We start from the raw sequence: 19,953 nt of genomic DNA on the forward strand, positions 1-19,953 counted from the left end.
TTTTCTAGCTACCATTTGAGATCCCATACCGTTTAGGTATGCGTTAATTACATTTAATTTATCTTCTACTTTATATTTAGACACAAAAACACCCCAAAGTTTTGTACAAACTTTGGGGTGCAGTGCAGGATATACGCGTCTTTTTCGGCTTATGTGCCCCTGCCAAGGACCTTCATTATACCAAAAAAATTTATGAGTATATAAAATTAAATTTTTACTAAGTTTTTGATATCATAATAGGTAATATATACATATTAATCGGAGTTGATTAAATTGGATCTTACAAACAAAACAGTCGTGGCCTTAGGTGACTCTGTTACCCGCGGATTCGACGGAACCGTCAACCTACGCTACAACTATCCACAATACTTAGCCAAATACTACAATTGCCATGTCTGCAACAACGGAATCAACGGTGCTACTATTTATGAAACATTGGAAAAAGAAATTGAAAAAATCAAAGATAAGCAATACGACATTATCGTTTTAATGATTGGAACCAACGACTATGGTCATCTAGATGTTCCTTTGGTGCGTGTTATTTCCAAACTAACTAGATTGGTTCGCAAACTTATTAGTGAACATCATGAAGCAAAGATTTATGCCGTGCTGCCATTAACTCGTTTTGATGATGACAAGAACGCCGCTGACGTGATTAGATATTCTAACTATACTTTCAATCAACTACTGGATGGATTGACCGAAGTCTATTCAGCATTCCAAATTCCATTCATTGATTGGCGTGAATATCACTCAGAGTTTATCACCGACTTTAATTACAAGGACATGTACCAAGATCAACACGTCCACCCTAACGCATATACTTATCGTAAACTGGCCTTTTACATAGGTGACTTCATCAAAAATAGTTAAGATTTCCTTAAATTGGCCGAAATAATTAGCCTAAAAAATCCCCTCGTGCTAGCTTGTTAAACGCAAAACACACGAGAGGATTTTTTTATGAATGAAACAAATTTAAAAAAAGAAGCAATTGAAAGTAAAGATGGCACCACCTTCGTCGATGTCGACAAGCTGCCGATTAGTATGGTCAACCACCGTTTTAATTTCAAACAAATCAACTGGCATGACCTGTTGATGCTAGTGGACGTCTACGATCGAAGTAAACGTTATGCGACCATGGTGATTGAAAATGGGTTTAACTTTTACTTACTGAAGTCGTCCACAACAGCTTTAATCAATAAAAAGCTACAAATGGAATGCATGCTGCACAAACACTTCAATCGAAGCATCTGTGAGGAACTCCATATCAAAAATAAGTTTCCAATTCTAACCACGGAAGCATCCCTGATTCCACTGCCATCCAGTCACCGAACACGGTCCTACTCCTGGTTTAACGCCAACCTATTGAGCTATTGCATCCCCTATTCCACCGATAAGTTCTCCTATCTATACACGCACGGCAAAGAAACCCATCTCAAGGTCAACGCCAGTGGGTACTACCTGCAAAACAAGTTCAAGGATCTCATGATGATTCATAACTTCATCATCTACTACACCCAAAAGAGTATTAACTGTATTAATTTCGTCAAACAGAGTCGGTTTAATAACCCAAATTTGTCCTGTGCCAACTCAATCTTATTCGACGACCAAATATACCATGACATCTATTTGAAAACGGCTAAGTACATGTATGAGGATTATTTAGCAAATAAAAAAGAGTAACCACTATTGGTTACTCTTTTTGTTTTTAAATCTTTTAACAATGACATATCCGAAGACACCGACCCAACTAAGGGTGGTAACTAGGAAGATGACATCCATTCCTAATCCAGTACGATAAGATACTGTTAGCACATTCTTACCTGGCTTAGCCTTAACGGTAACGGCACCAACTTGACTAAGGCGAGCTGGCTTAATTTTCTTACCGTTTAGGAGTAACTTAGTGGCTGAATACTTAACGACAGTTACTCTGAAACGTCTAGTCTTTGAGTGATGGTTATACCATGTGACGGTCAATGATCCATCCTTGTTCACCTTCTTGGTGTAACCCCCCTTAATCTTAAAGTTGTGTTTAATCAACTGACGGTGGTTATTTAGATATGGATGCACACTAGCATAATTATCCTCGTTGACTGCCTCAGTAGCTGGTAAGTAATCAGGCGTTGTCTTTAGAATATCGTTAACTAGATACGACTTATTTGAACTTTCTAGGTCCTGTAAGTATGTTCGATTATATTTTTTATTGTAGCTAAACGCATGGTTAACTGGGATGACCGAATCATTGTTTTGTTTCATCGCAATAGTTTGAGATACCCCTAGGTTTATTGCTTGGAAGTTTAATTCCATGTTTAACGTAAAAACGAAGAATAGCATTGCGTAAGTGAATGCTCGACTTGGGTAGTGCAATGGTTTTAACGTCAAGGCGTGCTTGTCGTTAGTCAAAATCATCCCTAGTAATAAGAAGAATAGGATGAATGGTACCACCGCAAAACGTTTAGGGAATTGTACCAATGTGGTTAGCTTAGGAAATTCAACTTGTAAGCGAGTCCATGGCACGATGTTAGTAGACAGTACCAAGAAAGAAAACGCAACACAACCCAGTGTTCTTACAACGTAGTTTAGCTTCTTCCATCTAGTAATCACGTAGTAGATCACATACAAGAAGATTAACAGTTCCATTGGTTTCACAACGCTTTGAATTGATTCGCCGTGAAGTGAAACTGTGAATAGTTGCATGCTGTTTTCTGGGAATGTTGGAATCAAGAAGTTATGTCTAAAGATTGAAATCATGACTCCCCAGACGTTAAAGGTCAATGCGAGTGTTAATACAATTGCGATTAAACCATCCTTAATCATCTTCCATTTTTCCTTAGTTAGCACCAAAGAAACGATGATTATAGGAAGGGATGCCCCGAAGGCAATCAAACTCGATACCACATGGGTTTGAATTAGGACTGCCATTCCAACGGATACCCCTAATACCGGGATTCTTAGCTTTTGTAGCATCAAAGTAATTCCGATGAAGAACACCGGCATGACGGCAGCACCGACTCCGGTGAATTGTTGGTTAATCACCCATACGAATACGGATGATCCAATCATGTAAAGTGAACCCATTAAGATGGAGTAATCACGACTAACACCGTTAACCTTACATAACCAATACATTGAAAATGCAGCGACTAACATCACTAGCATTGAACTTACAATTTCAAAGACAATCCAGTTGTAACTTAGCAATAGGACAAATCCACCAATGTATGCAACTACCGGTCCATACAAAGCATTAACAATTCTTCCCGTTTGTAAGAAACCGTAGTTCATTTGGAAGTAATTATAACTTCCATTTCTGATTTGCTCAGCAGTGTCATAAAATCGATTAAAGTGAAAAATCGTATCGTAGCTTAAGATTAATGTGTTATTTAAAATCAAGCTGCTAAGCGCAATCAACCCCAATAATCCAAATACGAGCAGCGGGAAAAAGCGGCTTTCATGTACTTTTTTAGCCGCATTTCTCAGTTGTTCCAAAACTATCCCTCCAGTAATCGGAAATGATTCATTTCCTTATAAAGCGCCAAAAGGTCGCATTCGACCTACTTGTTGCGTCTAATTTTTGTTATTGCAAAAATACCAAACGAAATCCAACTAATCCATGTTAGTACCATCATCAAACGAGTGGTGAATGATGTTACGTATTTAATGTTTACTCGGTTGTTACCCTTCTTAGCTGAAACGATAACAGCACCCAGTTTAGTTGTCTTCACATTCTTAACGGTTCCATTAACCGTTACTTCTGTTTGGGCATACTTAACCAATGGAACTTGAATTTCTTGAGCCTTCTTTAGCTTGAACTTGATACTCAATGATCCATCTTTTCTTACAACGTGTTTGAAATGAATCTTCTTATCGTGATTCTTTTCAATGTATTCCTTGTAATACAATTCGTATGGATTCAATTTTTCGTATTCATCGTGCCCCTTGATTTGTTTGTAAGAAGGAACATAGTCCGGAGTAGCCTTGATAATATCTTCTAGCAAGTTAGATAGTTTGTGGCTTTGGGTGTCCTTTTGGATTGTTCTATGGTGTTTTCTCATGTAGTAATAAATTGAGTTATCGTTCTTGTTGTTCTTGTGACGCTTAGTATTTAAGGCCACATAGTTTACGCTACGTTGGTGAATGGCATAAAAATCCAATCCGGCACTACCAACGATTAATAATAAGATAGTTACTACCACGGCATAGTTACTCTTATGAGTATTGTTTCTAATTTCATAAGTTAAAATTCGACCGAAAGTTACCAATAAACATACAAACGCAATTACCAAGAAACGTTTTGGAAATTGGAGTGTGTAAGATAACTGTGGAATAAGATATTGAAGAACTCCCCATGGGAAGTGACTCCATGAAATAACTAGGAAGAAAAATCCAGTAAATGCTGTTGTCTTAGTTAAGATATCAACTTGTTTGAATCTTCTAATAACAAAGTATAATACAAAAATAAATAAAATAAACTCAGTCGGTTTCATAATGTTCACTAATGATTGAACATTAAAGTTGTATCCGTAGGTACGAACATGTGGAACTGGGTATACCGGAAGTAAGTGGTTGGTAGCAGAAATGTAGATTAGGTTGTACCAAACGTTAATGGTTAATACCATTGTAATCAAAGCAGCGTAAATAGTATGTAGTAGCATACGGACACGTTGCTTCTTATCAACTGCCTTAATCATTCCAACGACGAAGAATGGAATAATTCCGACGGCGGTAATCATGGCACTCATCAAGTGAGTTTGCACCAATAGACTCATTACGAATGCAAAGCCAACAAATGAAACGTCATTTTTTCTGACCATTTGAGTGGCGTAAATCATGACGAATGGCACGATCATTGCCCCTACCCCGGTAAATTGTTGGGCAGTGACCCATTGCATTACCAATGATGAGTACATGTAAATGAATCCCATGAAGATTGCTGGGTAATTGTCGACGTTGTTAACACGACATAGCTTGTACATTCCAAGTGCTGAAACAATTAGCACGATTAAATCAGTTAGAATTTCGAACTTAAACCAGGTTCCAGCTAATAGTAGTAGAAAACCACCAGCATATGCTGCCACTGGTCCATACAAGGTACTTAGCATTCTACCAGTACCTAAGAAACCATAGTTAGTTTGGAAATAACTAATCTTATGGGTCTTTAGTTGCATTGCGGCATCGTAGAAACGGTTAAAGTGAAATAGTGAATCTGATCCCAAAAATGTTTGTTTCTTAATTAGTGGAATCGCAACGACTAATAACGCTAAAACTAAAAAGATAATAAATGGTGTTAACCATTTTAAAAACTGCTTTAATTTTTCCATCATTAATTCTCCTCATTATTCAGCTACGCTAGTTCCATTGGCGTAGTTAAGTTTGAATCCTTCTTGAATATTTTTAATGTAAATATTAAACGAAATTGCGTTGCTACCAACTGACTTGGCACGCATAATCACACCAGATGCTAAAAGATTGTTCTTCTTAAAGACCGTTTTGATTTGATATCTAACGTAGTGGTGATGATTACTACGTAGATAGTATGCAACCTTGTTTTCAAACGTACTCATTGCAGGATCATTTAATGAACGCGTTCCTGTCATCAGATTACGCAAGTTGTTGTTTTGACCTGTAAACTGATAGCCGATTAGATGGCTACGGTTATATAACCATGTGCCACCGTCTTTCTTATTATGCCAACCCGTCGGATCAACATATAAAGGTTCTCTTTTAACCTTTGGCATCAATGAATAGTTTAACATTGCATTCGCAGTGGTTGAACGATTGAGCTTATCCAAGCTACCATATCTTGCCCATGCCCCATGTTTTAATGACATTTCAGACTTGGTAAACGCTGGATTATTACCATTTATAATCACAATTTGATTCTTGGCAATCTTAGTCTTACCACTGTGACTAACTGCTTGTTTATGTATCTTTCTGGCCGTTTTGGCTGTAACCTTGGTAACGACGGTGCGGTGAGCACTTTCATCTTTGGCCAAAGTAAGACCACGTGATTGCGCCTGACTTAAGGTAACACGATAAACTTGGCGTGCCCGCTTTAGTCCCCAATCATTTCGGTTGTAGTAGTATCTTTTACCAGTTCTTGTAACATATACGTAGGTTTGTGCATTGACCGTCTGTCCAGAAACTGAAAAACACATTAAAAGTACAGTTATCAATGACAAGAAAACTAAGAACTTTTTCAACTTTTATCACTCCGTTTTAATCTTATACATTAATAATAATACATATTAATATAATATTCACTGAAAATTAAAGAAAAGTAAAAAAGCCTCCCCTTTTGGGAAGCTTTTTTTATTTATCATTTGTAGTAAAGAGTAACTGTTGGGTTGCTTGCATCAATTGCAGTTGTATCTACACCTACGAATTGAAGTGAACCGGCACCACTAGTGGATAGTTTTGATTGATCAATGCTTAATAAGTTGCGGTTAGTCAAGATTGACTTAACAGCATTGGAATTAATACTTTGACCATTTAGTACTAGTTTTTGGTTCAATAAGTCTTGACCAGCTTCGTTTAGCGTAGTTACTAAATCAGCTGAAGGCGTCAAAAGTGCGCCAGTGTCTTTTTGCTTGATGGCAATTGTTAAACGAGTGGCTGGAACAGCGTTTAAGTTGATGATGGCAGTTCCACCGTTAACAATCGGACCGTCAGTATTGATGGCATTAGCATCAGTAGTGATTTGGTAGTTACTTGGGATAAACTTAGCGATTGAATCAGGAGTTACGACAGGAGTGCCGTTTACTGATAGATCTGATAAGTTCACAATCTTAGTGCTTACAAAGTTGCCATTGTATTTAAATACTAGGTTGTAAGTACTTGGAGTTGGTGTGGTAGTTGTTGGGTTAGATTGAGTTTGTTTGTTATCAGTTGGTGTCTTAGCAGGATTCTTCTTAGAAGTCTTCTTGGTATCCTTCTTAGCATTACGAGCAGTAGTGCTACCGCTGTAAATCCAACCGTTAACACTCTTCTTCTTGGCGTCTTGAACGTAGTAGTATAACCAACCACGTGTGTTGTAGACAGCTGATTCAACAACGAAATCATCGTTGATGTATGAAGCCTTCTTGTGGCTAACAACACGAGCGTTGTAACGACTGAACTTAGGGTAAGTCCATAGCTTATCTAGAATTTTAACGTTGACGTTGCTTGGGTTAGCACCATATCTTAATGTTTTCGTAGCTGAAATTCCAGTGTTTTTAGTGATGTTATCAAGGTTGTATTGGAAATCGTTCTTACCAACGTAGATCCAGCCACGGTACTTGCCACCCAGAGTGACAACGTGAGCGTAGTATAAACCGGTGTTAGTCTTAGCCATTCCATATACATGAAAGACGTTTTCAGGTAGTTTTGATTTAGCTAAACGACGCATTGTTGTCTTGTTGGCAACAACCTTAGCATTACCCAACTTACCTGGTTTGTTCATGATGCTAACTACCCCGTTTGATTTAGCATATGCAGCGTTTTCTGCAAAGTGAACTTTGTAGTATGTGACAGTAACTTTATTTTGTTTTTTTGTGTGCTTCCCTTTTTTTACCTTTTTGGCAACACGCTTAGTAGTGACGTGCTTCTTGGCATTAGCAGTAGTTGTGTTAACTGCGGCTAATGAACCTAATGCAAAAAGAGTTAGTCCAGCATAGACTGTCTTCTTTAAAAATGATTGCATTTTGATTCCTCCAATAATTTTATAATCTAGATTATAACACATTTTAACTTTTTAACTATTTCATTAACAAATTGTCGTGTTTTATTAAATAATTTTAAAGTTAGTGTCATACTTTAGACATTTACTCCAAAAAATATTAAAGTAAAAGAAAAAGATTAGTGGAGGTATTGCCAATGGCAGAAACATTTAGTTCGAATAATCCAAGTACCCACCTTTTGGCTCAACTTAGATTAAGGAACTATTTTGCTAGTTATTTAAAGCAAATTGTCGCTAAAAGATTTAGCGACGACGAGAAATACCCACAATTCGAACAACTTCTAAATAAACAAAATAACTTTGAGGTTGTTAACTACCTACTAATCGTAACAGACAAATATCGCAATCATGCTGATTTATTAAACGTATTAATTGATATCATGCAAGGAGACTGATATTGTCTCATTCGCAATTAAGCTACGAACTCTTCTACTATTTTATATAGATATTTGAAGGGAGGGATTTATTTGCGTCAGTTATATAGAGGACTTACATTGGATGCCAAGTTTGAGCAGGCCAATCTTCATCTCCGTCGCAAGCTACGTCAAAAAATCCAAAATAAGCTTATCAAATATGTCGGAGATAAACATTATTACCTCTGCAATAAGGCACTAGATAAAATCTACTGTGCCAACGATATGCACTACATGCTAGCAATCATTACAAGCTCACGGCCGAAGCCGTTGGAATATATTATCAAATGTGTAAATAACATGGATGCTCGCAGATATCATCGTTGGTCGCAAGAAGCGTTTGGCTTTTGGTATCCATAATAAAAAAGACGCTATCGTTTGGATAGCGTCTTTTATTCTATTCGAATTTATTTCGATAGTTTATATAATTTTTTTCAAATGGTTGTTACATATTTTTACAAAAACATATATAATCTAAAACAATAAGTTTTTAATTGTAGACGAGAGGATTGATGTACATGATTTCTTTTTCATACCAAGCTTTTGTAACCGTAGTTAGTGAAGAGAGCTTTCACCACGCAGCTCAAAAGCTAGAAGTAACACCTTCTGCAATTTCTCATTCAATCGATAAACTAGAAAAACAACTTGGTTTCTCACTACTTATCCGTGATAGATCAGGAGTTAAGTTAACCGAAGATGGAAAAGATGTTCTTCCGATTATTCAAGATATCTTAAATAACGAAGAACGTCTTCAACAAGAAGCCAATAAAATCAAAGGACTAACCTCTGGAACAGTTAGATTAGGTGCTTTTAGTAGTGTCTGCATAAACTGGTTGCCAACCATTATACATAACTTTCATAGCCAATTTCCAAACGTCAAAGTTGAGCTGATTCAAAGTGATTTCAACGACATCACCTTACAAGCCCGCCAAGGTAAAATCGACCTCGGTTTCACCTGTCAGCCAATCAATGAAAGATTAGTAAAGGCCCTATTGGTAAAAGACAAGATATACTGCATCACCCCTAAAGACTTCGTTCCAGCCAATGGTAAATCAATTACCAAGAAGGACGTTGAAAACCAACACTTCATCCTACAAAAATCAGATTACGATGGCGATACCAAGGCGGTGTTAGATCAATACAACGTTGCCCCTAACTCAATTCAATTCAGTATCGATGACCAATCAATCATTGCGATGGTTGAATCAGGTCTTGGTATGGGAATCCTACCTAAGCTAGCATTCCAAAGAATTAACGGTGACGTTTCACTATATCCATTTGACGATGATTTCTACCGTTCAATCTTTATGGTAATGAACTCAGTTCAAATGAAGACCCCTGCCGCTCAAAAGATGGTGTCATGCATTCGTGAATTTATCGAATCAAACTATCCAGATGGATACCTAAAATAAAAAGTCGTGTTGCATAATGCAACACGACTTTTTTATTACTTAGCGGGAGTGTTAGTCTTAATTCGCTTATCGAATAAAACTTGGTTAGTGGTATCAACAATCTTGGCTGCCACTGGTTCTTGGTATAAGCTACCATCCTTATCACGGAAAAGGTTCAATTCTGCTAGACGTTGCATAGCAGGCATTACCTTATCAGCACTTAGGTCACCTTCTACATAGTTAAAACCTAGATTTTTGTTCTTACCGTTTTCGCTCTTAAATGTTAATTCTAGTTTTTTCATTAATTTGTCCTCCAATTAAAATTAGCCCACGTATTTGTTTTCTTGTACTACTCTTGCTTCATCAACTTTACCACCGGTTAATTCGGCAACGATTGCGATTAGTTGAGCCATTTGTTCAGGTGATACTTCTTGAATTGCATTGGCAATGTTGCGTTTTCTCAAAACATTGTCGCTTCCTAAAGTATTAACTGTAATCTTTGACTTGTCCCATTGCTTTTCCATTATTATTTACCTCTTTTTCCAATTTTCATAAGTGATTAGCGCCAACCCTTACACTATTAATAACGTGTTGAAACGTAAAAGTGTTACCCCAGTTTGTAAAATTCTTCTTGGACGCCTTTCTTCCATTGATAGACCGTCTTGCGACTTACATGATACTTTCTTGCAATATCTGTTACGGTCATCGACTCGTTGTAAGCACAGCATAAAAACTTCCTTTGGTTGGTGGTGCAGTGCAACCATAGTTGGTTCAACAAATCGATGCCATCAATCTCATCGTGTGGCGAAAAACCTTCACCATCAACTTCTGTTTCCACGCTAATAACGTGGTTGTTGGTGCGTTGTTGCTTTCTTAAAATGTCTAGCAGGTGCCAATAGACCGCCTGAAATAAATATCCACAGACCCTATCGTCATCTAATTCATCATTGTATTGACTGTACTTGGTGGCTAGGTGGATAAATCCCTCCTGCTTTAGGTCATCAAATTGTGGGTTATCAACTCTAATGTTTAATCGTTTCAATACTCCATAAACAATGCCTACGTGGTTTTGTTTCATTAGAAATTCAAAACCGGCATCTAAATTATTCATCTTAATCAATCCTTTTGCGTATTGATCAAGGGCCCTTGAACGATTAAAAAGATAACAACAATTGATAAAAAAGGCACCGCGTCTTTTTTGGTTTAATACTGCAAAATTTTACACTTTCAATATAAAAAATAGTAGAATGAAAATAATCAATCTAGGAGGTTGTGTCATGGAATGGAAAGTAAAAACATTTGATGAAATCACACGTGATGAACTATGGGCCATCTACTACGCTCGTGTTCAAACCTTTGTGGTGGAACAAAAACGTCCTTACCAAGAAGTCGACGATGTCGACAAAAAAGCACTACATATCTGGGCTGAAGAAGACGGGAAACTACTAGCCTATGCCAGGGTCTTTCATGGAGAAGACCACACTTCATTTGGCAGAGTTCTTACCACCCCTGCCGCACGTGGCAAAGGATTGGGAAAGCAATTAATTGAACGCGTATTAAAGGAAATCGACGAACACTTCGATCATCCAAGAGTTGAAATCGATTCACAAGATGACAAAGAAAGCTTTTACGCCAAGTTTGGTTTCAAATCAGTTGGTGATGTCTACGAGTTCCACCAAACTCCACACATTAAAATGATTTTGAACAAATAAAAAAATGCATGCAGATAATTTTTATCTACATGCATTTTTTAGTGCATAAATTCCTTAATTTTATTCATATCAATTACGCTGGATTCTTCTAGATTCTTCAAATTAAACTCAACTGGATTCAAGTGAACCCTTGGGTCGTTAACCATAAACTCAAAGCCTAACTGGAAATCTTTTTTAGAAATATCGTTATGGGAAATATCATCGTGTTCATGCTTTGCAATCGAGAACGCCTCGGCAATGATGCGGTTCAATTGTTCATCATCACTACTGCGTTTGATGGAAATCGTTACGATATAGTCGTTCGAAATTGGACGCCATCTCGTCAATCCTTCCCTAAAAAAATCTAGGTTCACACTGTGTGTTAACTCCTCACCGTGTAGCGTCATATAGATGCGGTTTAACTTAATGAACCCACTGGTGTTTAGCTTTTCATCTAAGAAGTAGATAAAGACTCCCTGACCGTTAACCGATGAACGATCAACTCTGATTCTCATTGGGGGCTGGCGGCGATTCAAATACAACGCAATGTACGCGGTGATAAATGTTCCAATCGCACTTGCTAGCTCGAAGATGTCGTTCCAACTTAGTGGTTCTAAATGCATTCAAGCATCCCCTTTCCTTCAAAAATTTAGTGTCTAAACTCATTTGGTTTGATTAATCAAATCATAACATTTTTTATTTATGATTGTGTTGATTAAGAAATCCTTTGTATTATAATTATCAAAAAATAAATCAACGAGGAGCACTTTTAATGAATAACGCAGAATTCAAAAAAGGCATTCTAATTTACGGTGGTGTCATGTTGGTTTTATTCACATTATTTAACACCTTCGTATTCCCAATCCTATTGGATGAGAGAATATCATTTAGTCTAGCCTCCTTATACCACGGCTTATTACCAGTCGTCATGTTTTTGCTTTACTATACAATCGCTTCGCTTTTTAAAAATAAAATCGTGAACATCATCGTTTTCACTTTTTATGTTGTATCTGCAACTAATCATTTATCTTCAACCATTTTAGGACTATTAGCTGGACTATACTTGTCTGCTTTTCTTAACTTCTTAGCATTCTTGTTATACATCTGGTTAGCATTCCAATTCACAATGTCGGTCAACGACATTATTAATCACATTGATCATGAGCACTACTTTCAATCATGGCTACAAAGTATCTCAAATTTCTTTTTTGAAAACAAAATCCTCATTATAAGTATCGTTATCTTCTACGTCTTTAATATTTTTACTAATAATCCATAATAAAAAAGCAGCCACATTTTGTGGTTGCTTTTTTGATTAATCGATTGGTGTGGTTGACTTCAATACTTCGGATCTCCAAAGTACGACTAGATAACCATAACCACTGCTATCGAATGATAGACTTTCAAATTCACGGTTAGTACCAAAGGTAGTGTAGTGCACGTCTTGTGGTTGAATGTTGTCGTTTTTGACCTCATCCACCGGAATGGAAATAATCATATCGTTTGATAGTAAGTACAAACGGTTGTTATTGCGGTTGTAAGTAACACCTTGGTTAAAACTTCCTGGCCACTTAACTAGTCCCTTCACTGGAGTGAATTGGATTCCGCTTTCGTTCATTGTTCCGTGGAATAGTGTATAGGTACCCTTCATCTTCTTAGGACCACCACGAACACCAAAGTACGCATTTCCGTCATTATCGAATGTCAAAGTATGGATAGCGTAGTAATGACCCTTGTTGTTTAGTTTGAAACGGTATACGTGAACTGGATTCATGTTTTCTGCATCCATTTCAGTTACTTGGTTGTAAAAGTCATCTCCAACGACCCCTAGCTTATCGTCTTGGGCTAAGTAGACGTGGTTGTTGCTTGGATTGTATGACAATGTTTGACCGTGACCAATGTTGGTAACTGGACTGATTGTTAGTAGTTTTGATAAGTCAAAGTACTTGCTAAACAAGTCATTACGTTGACCAATACGGTCAATTTCATGGTTATTGTGATCAATCTTGGCATTCAATGCATTAATCTGTTTGTTGTCCTTAGTAATCAACTTAGCTTGTGCCTTCTTGACGCGGTTGTAAGTCTTGAATGACTTCGGAGCTAGCTTACTTAAGTTCTTCTTTTTAGCATTCAACTTCTTGTAAGCCTTGTTAAGCTTTACGATTTGCTTCTTAATCGCTCTAGTCTTTACGTGTTTCTTCTTTAGTTTCTTAACAGTCTTACGGTTAGTCTTGATGGTCTTAGCTAACTTCTTCTTAGCTTGCTTAGTGGCATTGTTAAAGGCCTTTTGATTGGTCTTAACCTTTAGGTTAGCAGCAGCAATCGCCTTTTTCATGTTGGCAATCTTAGTTTGAATATTGCTATTATCTTTTCTGTAGACATCAGTATTAATGATGAAGTCAGACAAGCTCTTGCTGTGGTCACTACCGTAAGCAGAGTTTCTATTAAAGAAGTTAAAGACCTTTGCCAAGATGTTTTGTTGAGTACTGTCATCAATGCCCAACTTATCTAATGCGTCTAGGCCAATCTTTACGATTGCACCCTTATTGGTGTTGGTTCCAGCAGATTCTACAAAGTAGATGCTATTGTTAGCGATGATTCCACCTTGGTAGTTTCCGTGTTCTTCTGGGCTAACGTGGAATCCTTCTGGTAAGAACCACTTAGTCTTAAAGGTGGTAGAACCGGTATTAATTGAATCAATTGATGTGTAGTTGCTTGGCACATCCATGTTACGAACATGAGTGTAGTTTCCCCATGTTGGCGTCATCTTTGGTAGCTTAGTGTCGATAATATGGTACTTAGTGTTGTTATCAACGTAAGCATTATCGCTGGTGGTAGTTGCAATCCCATCAGTGTTGATAGAATCACTGATTGTCTTATTATCGTTGAACTTATCACCAGTCTTTTGTGTCCCCTCGTTTGGCTTTGATGCATCCCCATCGATAGCTTCTGGATCCTTGTCATCGATGATGTTGGAACTACTGTTGGCATCTGCGGATACCTTAATCCCAAAGTCAATTGAAGGTAACGAAATTAACATTGCAACAATTGTCAAAAGTAAGAATAGATTTCTTATCTTTTTCATGTCAAAAATCGCCCCTCTCAAATTTAATCACTGCTTCTATTTAAACCCTTTACAAGCTGTTTTGCAATAAAATAATCGCTAAATAATACACTGATAATTTAAAAACATTTTTAACATGATATAATGTTAATTAATATTGTATAAATGAAAAGGACGTTTTTAATGGCATACCAAAATCGCAATAATCGTTCCAACTATAACGACGTCGAAGTCGAAGTTGGTCAACAATTTAAAATGACCATCAAAAGAATGGGCATTAATGGTGAAGGAATTGGTTTTTACGAACACAAATTAGTGTTTGTTACCGGTGCTTTTACCGATGAAAAAGTCGTCGCTGAAGTAACTAAGGTCTACCCTAATTACATCAAGGCAAAGGCCGTCAAGATTAACCGTGTATCTAAAGACCGCGTTGAACCTCGTGATAGTTATGCCGGAAGTGTTGGTGGATTCGAACTTGAAGCACTATCATATCCTGCACAACTTCGTTTCAAACGTGATTTAATCAAGCAAGCACTAGAAAAGTTCCAACCACAAGGTTACAAGAACTTCAAGATTCGTTCTACTATGGGAATGGAAGATCCATACGAATACCGTAACAAAGCTCAATTCCCAGTTCGTATGAAGGATGGCAAGGTGATTGCCGGACTATTCAAGGAAGGAACTCACGACCTAGTCGACCTTCCAGAATGTTCAGTTCAATACCCTGCAACCATGAAGGTAATGAGAAAGATTGTTGAATTCATCCAAGAACTAGAAATTCCCGTTTTTGACGAATCAAACAATTCTGGAATCATAAAGACTGTAATCGTTCGTGCGGCATTAAACACCGACGATGTTCAAGTCGTCTTTGTTACCAACACTCCTAAGTTCGTTAAAAAGGGATTCATGCTAAAGAAGATCATGATGGAATTACCAGAAGTAACTTCCGTTATGCAAAACATCAATCCTGGTGACTCCCCTCTTATCTGGGGTGACAAGACAGTGCACTTAGCTGGTAAGGATACCATAGTTGAAAAGATTAAAGGACTAAGCTTCGAACTATCAGCTCGTGCTTTCCTACAATTGAATTCAATCATGCTTCCTCGTCTATACGAAGTAGCCATCTCAGCTCTTGAACTTACTGGAAACGAAAAAATCGTTGATGCATATTCTGGTGTTGGTACCATCGGATTACCTTTAGCAAAACACGCTGAAGAAATTCGTGGAATGGATATCATTCCAGAAGCCGTTGAAGATGCTAACCACAACGCCATCATCAACAAGATTAGAAATGCATACTACGAAGTTGGTAAGGCCGAAGACCTCCTACCAGAATGGTTAGAAGAAGGTTTCAAACCGGATGCCATCATCGTCGATCCACCACGTACTGGTCTAGACGATAAATTAATTGACGCTATTTTAAAGAGTGCGCCAGAAAAATTCGTATATGTATCATGTAACCCTTCAACAATGGCTGCTGATTTAGTCCAACTAACTCGTAAGTACAAGGTGGACTTCATTCAACCAATCGACATGATGCCACAAACACCACGTTGTGAAGCGGTCGTTAAATTTACTAGAAAATAATCGATAGAAAGTAGGTATTCAAATGAATAACTTCCCTAAACCACCAGATTTCAAGCAAAACTTCGTCTTCATGATTAAGCGCGATGATCGCATCAAGTTTGGTCGTTTTGGATTTTCAATTCTATCATTCTTGTTGCATTGGATTCCTTCCATCTTGCGTTCTGATTACTACAACACGGCTTGTATCGTTGGTGTTGATGCTTGTATCTACATGGCTACTCACATGTTCTTACAACTAGTTCTAAACATTGACCCAAGCAATGCCGCTAACATTACCTACTTTGTAGGTGCTGTTATTTGGGGATTGGGTTACAACACTATGTACATCAAACGCTTGGTGAATAAAGGATTCAAGCCAATTGATGTTGATTCTCAAAACGTTTTAAAGCAACATCGCATTGACTGTGAACTAACTGACATGACTCCTGATGAAATCAATCATCAAGGACCAACACTTTAAAAGAAAAGACTCAAGAATTATTCTTGAGTCTTTTTTATTTTAGATTTTTTATTAGTATTATTTGCTAATCTTTAAGTCTAAATCGTCACCAATGTGTTCGGTGTAATTAAAGCCAGCTTCTTTGAAGTATTTCTTTAATTCATCATTCACATTCTTTAGTGGACGGCGATCTTCTTTTTGTTGAAACGCCTTGACTTCGTATGCGGAATTGTCTGAGTCAACGTTTTCGAAATTGTATTCCACATCCACTGTGTTTAGAATTTGTTGAATTAATTGTCTTTCTGTCATAATTATCCTCCCAATAATACTTCACTATTTATTGTAAAACTAATTTAGACTTTTGTTAAAAAATCATGGAAGAATTTTTCTTAAGATTTTCTTTACTCAAATTTAACTCTCACTGCGTTATAATAATTATAACTACATAAAAAGGAGTATCCGATATGAATTTTTTCTTAAATTCTAGCTTTAATGCAAAAAACTCCGGGATTGAACACGCCCAGTTAAAACGCGCAAAACTATTCGAAAAATTCGGCGAAGACTACCGCCTAGTCTTTCGTGAATGGAACCCACTACTACACTTCCATTTAAACAATAACGGAATTGCGGATAAATATATATTAAGCATTTTCGATTATTTCCAAAAAGCTACCGATGTACAAAAAAAGACAATCCGTCCAAAAGACATCAACTTTGGTGTCTCTAATCTAAGATACGAAGAAGAAAGAGATCACAACCGTGTGATTGTCTACAGCAAGAACCAAATTGTTGCTCGTATCAACCTATTCGATAAAGAAGTTACCAACGATCAAATCGTTAAGTCTGTCGAACTATTCGATGGATTTGCCAACCTTTACCGTGTTGATTTCTACGACTACCGCGGTTTTCTATCAATGGCTCAATGGTATACTCCTGACAACAAGATTGCGACTGAAACTTGGTACACCCCTGAAGGTCGTCCTGCCATCGAAGACTACTTCAGATTAAATGCCCAGGGTGAAATGGAAAAATCTGGTTTTAAGACCATCGATGAAAACGGCACTGTTCGTACTCACAACAACATCGTGGGATTACTTCAAGAATTCTTAGAAGACGTCAACGTTGAATCCATGGACCAAGACCATCCAAACATCTACGTGATGGATCGTTCTGATTACTTTGAAGAAATCCTGGAAAACTTGAGTTCTCCTACCTACACCGTCTTGCATCTACATAACTCACATGCCGGTGATGCTCAAGAACCTGATACTTCAATCATGAACAACAACTACGAATACTCACTAACAGACGCCAACAGATACGACGCCATTGTTTCTGCTACTGAGAAACAAACTAAGGATGTTAAACGTCGTTTCGACCCAGCAGTCGATATGTTTACCATCCCCGTTGGTGTGATTAAAAACGAAGACCTACAAGGTCAACGCATCCCTATGAAGGATCGTAAGAAACACAGTATCGTAGTAACTGCCAGAGTCGCTCCTGAAAAACAAATCAACAAGATTATTGACGCAATGGGAATGGCCAAAAAAGACGTCCCTGACATCAACATGGATGTCTACGGATATGTTGACCACTCCAACGACGATATCGCAATGAAGCGCATTAACGCATCATTAGACGAATATGATTTAAAGGATGCCGTGCACCTACACAGCTACACCAATGACGTTACTGGTGTGCAAAGAAACGCTCAACTATACGCCCTAGCCTCTGTCATGGAAGGTTTTAACCTTGCTTTAATGGAAGCTCAAGCACAAGGTGACGTTGGTGTTACCTTTGATACCAACTACGGTCCAAACGAACTAATCGTCGATAACGAAAATGGTTATGTTGTTGATTACGACGACACCAAGGCCCTATCAGATAGAATGGTCAAACTATTTACCGATGATGAATTACTACAAAAAATGTCAGATCAAGCTTACGAATTATCAAATCGTTTCTCAGAAGACAGTGTTTGGGAAGATTGGAAACAACTAATCGATTCTGCTAAGAAGACTTGGCAAGACAAACTAAAGACATACCACTTCGACATCAAAAAGGGTCTAAGTGATATGGAACACACTGAGGAGGACTAATCATGAGCAAAAAATTTTTATTCGTGAATGAAAACATTTTTACATTCAATTCGGGAACTGAATTTTCAGCCATGAACCGAATCAAACTGTTTAAACAAAATAACGTTGATGCCAAGATTGTGACCAGAAATTACAACCCTTCGTTGCATCAAGAAATTCAAAAGTACGGTATCGCAGATGACGATATCATTAACATGTACGATTACTTTCAAGGTGAAATGGGTCCTAAGAAACACCATGAATACCTAAGGTACTCCAACCTAGTCGACAAGCATGAATATAAGATCAACGGTGTCGACAACAACAAGTCATACATTGAAAAATTAGGTCAACGCGTGGCCAAGGTTTCCATTTTCCCGCTTACTGTTGGTGAAATTGGCAATGTCGATTACTATGACAACTTCGGTAATGTCTCCAGTCGAGATGTCTTTGACTACCGTGGTTTCAAATCCAAAACCATCTACATGCATCCGGATGGCAACATCGGACACGAACTAGTCTTAAACAAGGCTGGGGATCCGGTCATGGAAATTACCCACATGAACATTGGCGAACAACTAATGCCTACCATGTACAAGCTATTGAACTACAAGGGTAAAACATTACGTTTCAACACCGAAGATGAACTATACACATTCTTCCTAAACGAAATCTCAGATAAGGATACCGTCATTATCAATGACCGTCCTTCATTAACAGTTGCCGTAGGAGAAGTTAAGGCTACCAAGCATAAGTATCAAATCATGCACAATGAACATACCGAAGACGCATCACAGGCTGGTAATCCTAAGGCGAAGTTATTCGACAACTTAACCCCACTATTTGATAATTATCAAAACAGTTATGAAGGTGTTATCACCCCTACTGAAGCGCAAAGAAATGACTTAGCAAAACGCTATCCAAAGATGAACTTCTACAGCATCTTTGATGCCGCCATCTTTGAAATGCACAAGCCTGCTTCAGACGTAACCAACCATGAAATCACTTATATGGGTCGTGTCTTTAGAGACAAGAACGTTGCCGAATTAATCTCAATCATCCCCGCCGTTAAGCAAACCATTCCAGATGTCCACTTAACCATGATGGGATACTTCGAATCTGGTCAATTCAAGAACGAATTAGATGAAATTATCAAACAACTAGATGTTGCTGACAACGTCTCGATGATTGATTACAAAACAGGTCAAGACAAACAAAATATCTTAGAAAAGACGCGTGTCCTAGTTCAATCATCCAAAGGTGAAGGACTAAGTATGGCACTAATCGAAGGTCTAGCTTACGGAATTCCTGAGATTGCCTACGATGTTAACTATGGTCCAAACGAAATTATCGATAACGACAAGAACGGATCACTAGTTGAATCAGGTGACCTAGGTAGGTTTGCTAGTCAAGTCATCGATATCCTAGCTAACGATGAAAAACACAAGCAACAAAGTGAACACGCCATTGAAAAAGCTGATAAGTTCAGCGCTGACAATGTCATGAAACAATGGAATCAATTCTTTGAAACCATTTAAACCAAATAAAAAGCCCCTATCTTAAAAGATAGGGG

Annotated in this window: 21 protein-coding genes; 11 read left to right on the forward strand and 10 right to left on the reverse strand. The window is 37.8% G+C overall.

Annotation, left to right across the window (positions count from 1 at the left end):
• The first annotated feature begins 273 nt into the window (after positions 1 to 273).
• Positions 274 to 873: an SGNH/GDSL hydrolase family protein gene (locus tag OEZ61_RS00005; protein WP_290046467.1), complete on the forward strand. Its 600-nt coding sequence runs from the start codon at positions 274 to 276 to the stop codon at positions 871 to 873.
• An 87-nt stretch (positions 874 to 960) separates the two neighbouring features.
• Positions 961 to 1,683, forward strand: a complete 723-nt coding sequence (locus OEZ61_RS00010; RefSeq protein ID WP_290046468.1) for a hypothetical protein — start codon at positions 961 to 963, stop codon at positions 1,681 to 1,683.
• A gap of 3 nt (positions 1,684 to 1,686) precedes the next feature.
• Here the strand turns inward: OEZ61_RS00010 and OEZ61_RS00015 are convergent, their stop codons facing one another.
• The 4 genes from OEZ61_RS00015 to OEZ61_RS00030 all read right to left on the reverse strand — a co-directional run bounded on the left by OEZ61_RS00015 (position 1,687) and on the right by OEZ61_RS00030 (position 7,681).
• The gene (locus tag OEZ61_RS00015; protein WP_290046469.1) at positions 1,687 to 3,489 is read right to left on the reverse strand and encodes a hypothetical protein; all 1,803 of its coding nucleotides are present in this window, start codon (positions 3,487 to 3,489) and stop codon (positions 1,687 to 1,689) included.
• Between the two features lie 65 nt (positions 3,490 to 3,554).
• Positions 3,555 to 5,321 (reverse strand): hypothetical protein, encoded by a 1,767-nt coding sequence (locus OEZ61_RS00020; RefSeq protein WP_290046470.1) that lies wholly within the window; start codon positions 5,319 to 5,321, stop codon positions 3,555 to 3,557.
• A gap of 15 nt (positions 5,322 to 5,336) precedes the next feature.
• Positions 5,337 to 6,203 carry a DNA/RNA non-specific endonuclease gene (locus OEZ61_RS00025; protein ID WP_290046472.1) on the reverse strand — a complete coding sequence of 289 codons (867 nt, stop codon included), beginning with the start codon at positions 6,201 to 6,203 and terminating at the stop codon, positions 5,337 to 5,339.
• A 116-nt stretch (positions 6,204 to 6,319) separates the two neighbouring features.
• A complete protein-coding gene (locus OEZ61_RS00030; RefSeq protein WP_290046473.1) occupies positions 6,320 to 7,681 on the reverse strand; it encodes a hypothetical protein in 1,362 nt (453 codons plus the stop codon).
• Between the two features lie 173 nt (positions 7,682 to 7,854).
• On the opposite strand from OEZ61_RS00030, the gene OEZ61_RS00035 reads away from it, so the two are divergent.
• The 3 genes from OEZ61_RS00035 to OEZ61_RS00045 all read left to right on the forward strand — a co-directional run bounded on the left by OEZ61_RS00035 (position 7,855) and on the right by OEZ61_RS00045 (position 9,542).
• On the forward strand, positions 7,855 to 8,112 hold the full coding sequence (locus OEZ61_RS00035; RefSeq protein ID WP_053792430.1) for a hypothetical protein: 258 nt from the start codon (positions 7,855 to 7,857) through the stop codon (positions 8,110 to 8,112).
• Between the two features lie 72 nt (positions 8,113 to 8,184).
• On the forward strand, positions 8,185 to 8,490 hold the full coding sequence (locus OEZ61_RS00040) for a hypothetical protein (protein WP_053792429.1): 306 nt from the start codon (positions 8,185 to 8,187) through the stop codon (positions 8,488 to 8,490).
• A 158-nt stretch (positions 8,491 to 8,648) separates the two neighbouring features.
• Positions 8,649 to 9,542 carry a LysR family transcriptional regulator gene (locus OEZ61_RS00045; RefSeq protein WP_034531417.1) on the forward strand — a complete coding sequence of 298 codons (894 nt, stop codon included), beginning with the start codon at positions 8,649 to 8,651 and terminating at the stop codon, positions 9,540 to 9,542.
• A 35-nt stretch (positions 9,543 to 9,577) separates the two neighbouring features.
• Here OEZ61_RS00045 and OEZ61_RS00050 read toward each other — a convergent pair whose 3' ends face one another.
• From OEZ61_RS00050 to OEZ61_RS00060, 3 genes are all read right to left on the reverse strand, one after another.
• Complete coding sequence (locus OEZ61_RS00050) at positions 9,578 to 9,823, reverse strand: DUF2922 domain-containing protein (protein ID WP_198178096.1); 246 nt, start codon at positions 9,821 to 9,823, stop codon at positions 9,578 to 9,580.
• A 21-nt stretch (positions 9,824 to 9,844) separates the two neighbouring features.
• Entirely contained in the window at positions 9,845 to 10,045 is a 201-nt protein-coding gene (locus OEZ61_RS00055; protein ID WP_198178097.1) for a hypothetical protein, read from the reverse strand.
• Positions 10,046 to 10,128: 83 nt separating this feature from the next.
• Complete coding sequence (locus tag OEZ61_RS00060; RefSeq protein ID WP_198178098.1) at positions 10,129 to 10,632, reverse strand: sigma-70 family RNA polymerase sigma factor; 504 nt, start codon at positions 10,630 to 10,632, stop codon at positions 10,129 to 10,131.
• A gap of 166 nt (positions 10,633 to 10,798) precedes the next feature.
• Between OEZ61_RS00060 and OEZ61_RS00065 the strand changes: the two genes are divergently transcribed.
• Positions 10,799 to 11,233, forward strand: a complete 435-nt coding sequence (locus OEZ61_RS00065) for a GNAT family N-acetyltransferase (RefSeq protein WP_290046481.1) — start codon at positions 10,799 to 10,801, stop codon at positions 11,231 to 11,233.
• A gap of 38 nt (positions 11,234 to 11,271) precedes the next feature.
• Here OEZ61_RS00065 and OEZ61_RS00070 read toward each other — a convergent pair whose 3' ends face one another.
• A complete protein-coding gene (locus OEZ61_RS00070) occupies positions 11,272 to 11,835 on the reverse strand; it encodes a hypothetical protein (protein ID WP_198178100.1) in 564 nt (187 codons plus the stop codon).
• A 149-nt stretch (positions 11,836 to 11,984) separates the two neighbouring features.
• On the opposite strand from OEZ61_RS00070, the gene OEZ61_RS00075 reads away from it, so the two are divergent.
• On the forward strand, positions 11,985 to 12,491 hold the full coding sequence (locus OEZ61_RS00075; RefSeq protein WP_041152792.1) for a hypothetical protein: 507 nt from the start codon (positions 11,985 to 11,987) through the stop codon (positions 12,489 to 12,491).
• Between the two features lie 36 nt (positions 12,492 to 12,527).
• Here the strand turns inward: OEZ61_RS00075 and OEZ61_RS00080 are convergent, their stop codons facing one another.
• A complete protein-coding gene (locus OEZ61_RS00080; RefSeq protein WP_198178101.1) occupies positions 12,528 to 14,297 on the reverse strand; it encodes a hypothetical protein in 1,770 nt (589 codons plus the stop codon).
• Positions 14,298 to 14,459: 162 nt separating this feature from the next.
• Between OEZ61_RS00080 and rlmD the strand changes: the two genes are divergently transcribed.
• Together rlmD and OEZ61_RS00090 are read left to right on the forward strand one after the other, a co-directional pair.
• Entirely contained in the window at positions 14,460 to 15,863 is a 1,404-nt protein-coding gene (gene rlmD / locus OEZ61_RS00085; protein ID WP_143444120.1) for a 23S rRNA (uracil(1939)-C(5))-methyltransferase RlmD, read from the forward strand.
• A 22-nt stretch (positions 15,864 to 15,885) separates the two neighbouring features.
• The gene (locus OEZ61_RS00090) at positions 15,886 to 16,323 is read left to right on the forward strand and encodes a hypothetical protein (RefSeq protein ID WP_053791454.1); all 438 of its coding nucleotides are present in this window, start codon (positions 15,886 to 15,888) and stop codon (positions 16,321 to 16,323) included.
• A 57-nt stretch (positions 16,324 to 16,380) separates the two neighbouring features.
• On the opposite strand, the gene OEZ61_RS00095 is transcribed toward OEZ61_RS00090, so the two are convergent.
• Positions 16,381 to 16,611: a hypothetical protein gene (locus OEZ61_RS00095; protein WP_290046491.1), complete on the reverse strand. Its 231-nt coding sequence runs from the start codon at positions 16,609 to 16,611 to the stop codon at positions 16,381 to 16,383.
• Between the two features lie 155 nt (positions 16,612 to 16,766).
• Between OEZ61_RS00095 and OEZ61_RS00100 the strand changes: the two genes are divergently transcribed.
• Together OEZ61_RS00100 and OEZ61_RS00105 are read left to right on the forward strand one after the other, a co-directional pair.
• Entirely contained in the window at positions 16,767 to 18,401 is a 1,635-nt protein-coding gene (locus OEZ61_RS00100) for a glycosyltransferase (RefSeq protein ID WP_290046493.1), read from the forward strand.
• Positions 18,402 to 18,403: 2 nt separating this feature from the next.
• Positions 18,404 to 19,918, forward strand: a complete 1,515-nt coding sequence (locus tag OEZ61_RS00105; protein WP_290046495.1) for a glycosyltransferase — start codon at positions 18,404 to 18,406, stop codon at positions 19,916 to 19,918.
• The last annotated feature ends 35 nt before the right edge of the window (positions 19,919 to 19,953 follow it).

It is taken from the genome of Apilactobacillus sp. EABW-1NA (assembly GCF_030398685.1).
Taxonomy (GTDB): Bacteria; Bacillota; Bacilli; order Lactobacillales; family Lactobacillaceae; genus Apilactobacillus; species Apilactobacillus waqarii.

Coding starts and splice junctions, on each gene's coding strand:
- OEZ61_RS00010 (WP_290046468.1), top strand. CDS start 961: ATGAATGAAACAAATTTAAAAAAAGAAGCAATTGAAAGTAAAGATGGC.
- OEZ61_RS00020 (WP_290046470.1), bottom strand. CDS start 5,321: ATGGAAAAATTAAAGCAGTTTTTAAAATGGTTAACACCATTTATTATC.
- OEZ61_RS00030 (WP_290046473.1), bottom strand. CDS start 7,681: ATGCAATCATTTTTAAAGAAGACAGTCTATGCTGGACTAACTCTTTTT.
- OEZ61_RS00035 (WP_053792430.1), top strand. CDS start 7,855: ATGGCAGAAACATTTAGTTCGAATAATCCAAGTACCCACCTTTTGGCT.
- OEZ61_RS00045 (WP_034531417.1), top strand. CDS start 8,649: ATGATTTCTTTTTCATACCAAGCTTTTGTAACCGTAGTTAGTGAAGAG.
- OEZ61_RS00050 (WP_198178096.1), bottom strand. CDS start 9,823: ATGAAAAAACTAGAATTAACATTTAAGAGCGAAAACGGTAAGAACAAA.
- OEZ61_RS00055 (WP_198178097.1), bottom strand. CDS start 10,045: ATGGAAAAGCAATGGGACAAGTCAAAGATTACAGTTAATACTTTAGGA.
- OEZ61_RS00060 (WP_198178098.1), bottom strand. CDS start 10,632: ATGAATAATTTAGATGCCGGTTTTGAATTTCTAATGAAACAAAACCAC.
- OEZ61_RS00065 (WP_290046481.1), top strand. CDS start 10,799: ATGGAATGGAAAGTAAAAACATTTGATGAAATCACACGTGATGAACTA.
- OEZ61_RS00070 (WP_198178100.1), bottom strand. CDS start 11,835: ATGCATTTAGAACCACTAAGTTGGAACGACATCTTCGAGCTAGCAAGT.
- OEZ61_RS00075 (WP_041152792.1), top strand. CDS start 11,985: ATGAATAACGCAGAATTCAAAAAAGGCATTCTAATTTACGGTGGTGTC.
- OEZ61_RS00080 (WP_198178101.1), bottom strand. CDS start 14,297: ATGAAAAAGATAAGAAATCTATTCTTACTTTTGACAATTGTTGCAATG.
- rlmD (WP_143444120.1), top strand. CDS start 14,460: ATGGCATACCAAAATCGCAATAATCGTTCCAACTATAACGACGTCGAA.
- OEZ61_RS00090 (WP_053791454.1), top strand. CDS start 15,886: ATGAATAACTTCCCTAAACCACCAGATTTCAAGCAAAACTTCGTCTTC.
- OEZ61_RS00095 (WP_290046491.1), bottom strand. CDS start 16,611: ATGACAGAAAGACAATTAATTCAACAAATTCTAAACACAGTGGATGTG.
- OEZ61_RS00100 (WP_290046493.1), top strand. CDS start 16,767: ATGAATTTTTTCTTAAATTCTAGCTTTAATGCAAAAAACTCCGGGATT.
- OEZ61_RS00105 (WP_290046495.1), top strand. CDS start 18,404: ATGAGCAAAAAATTTTTATTCGTGAATGAAAACATTTTTACATTCAAT.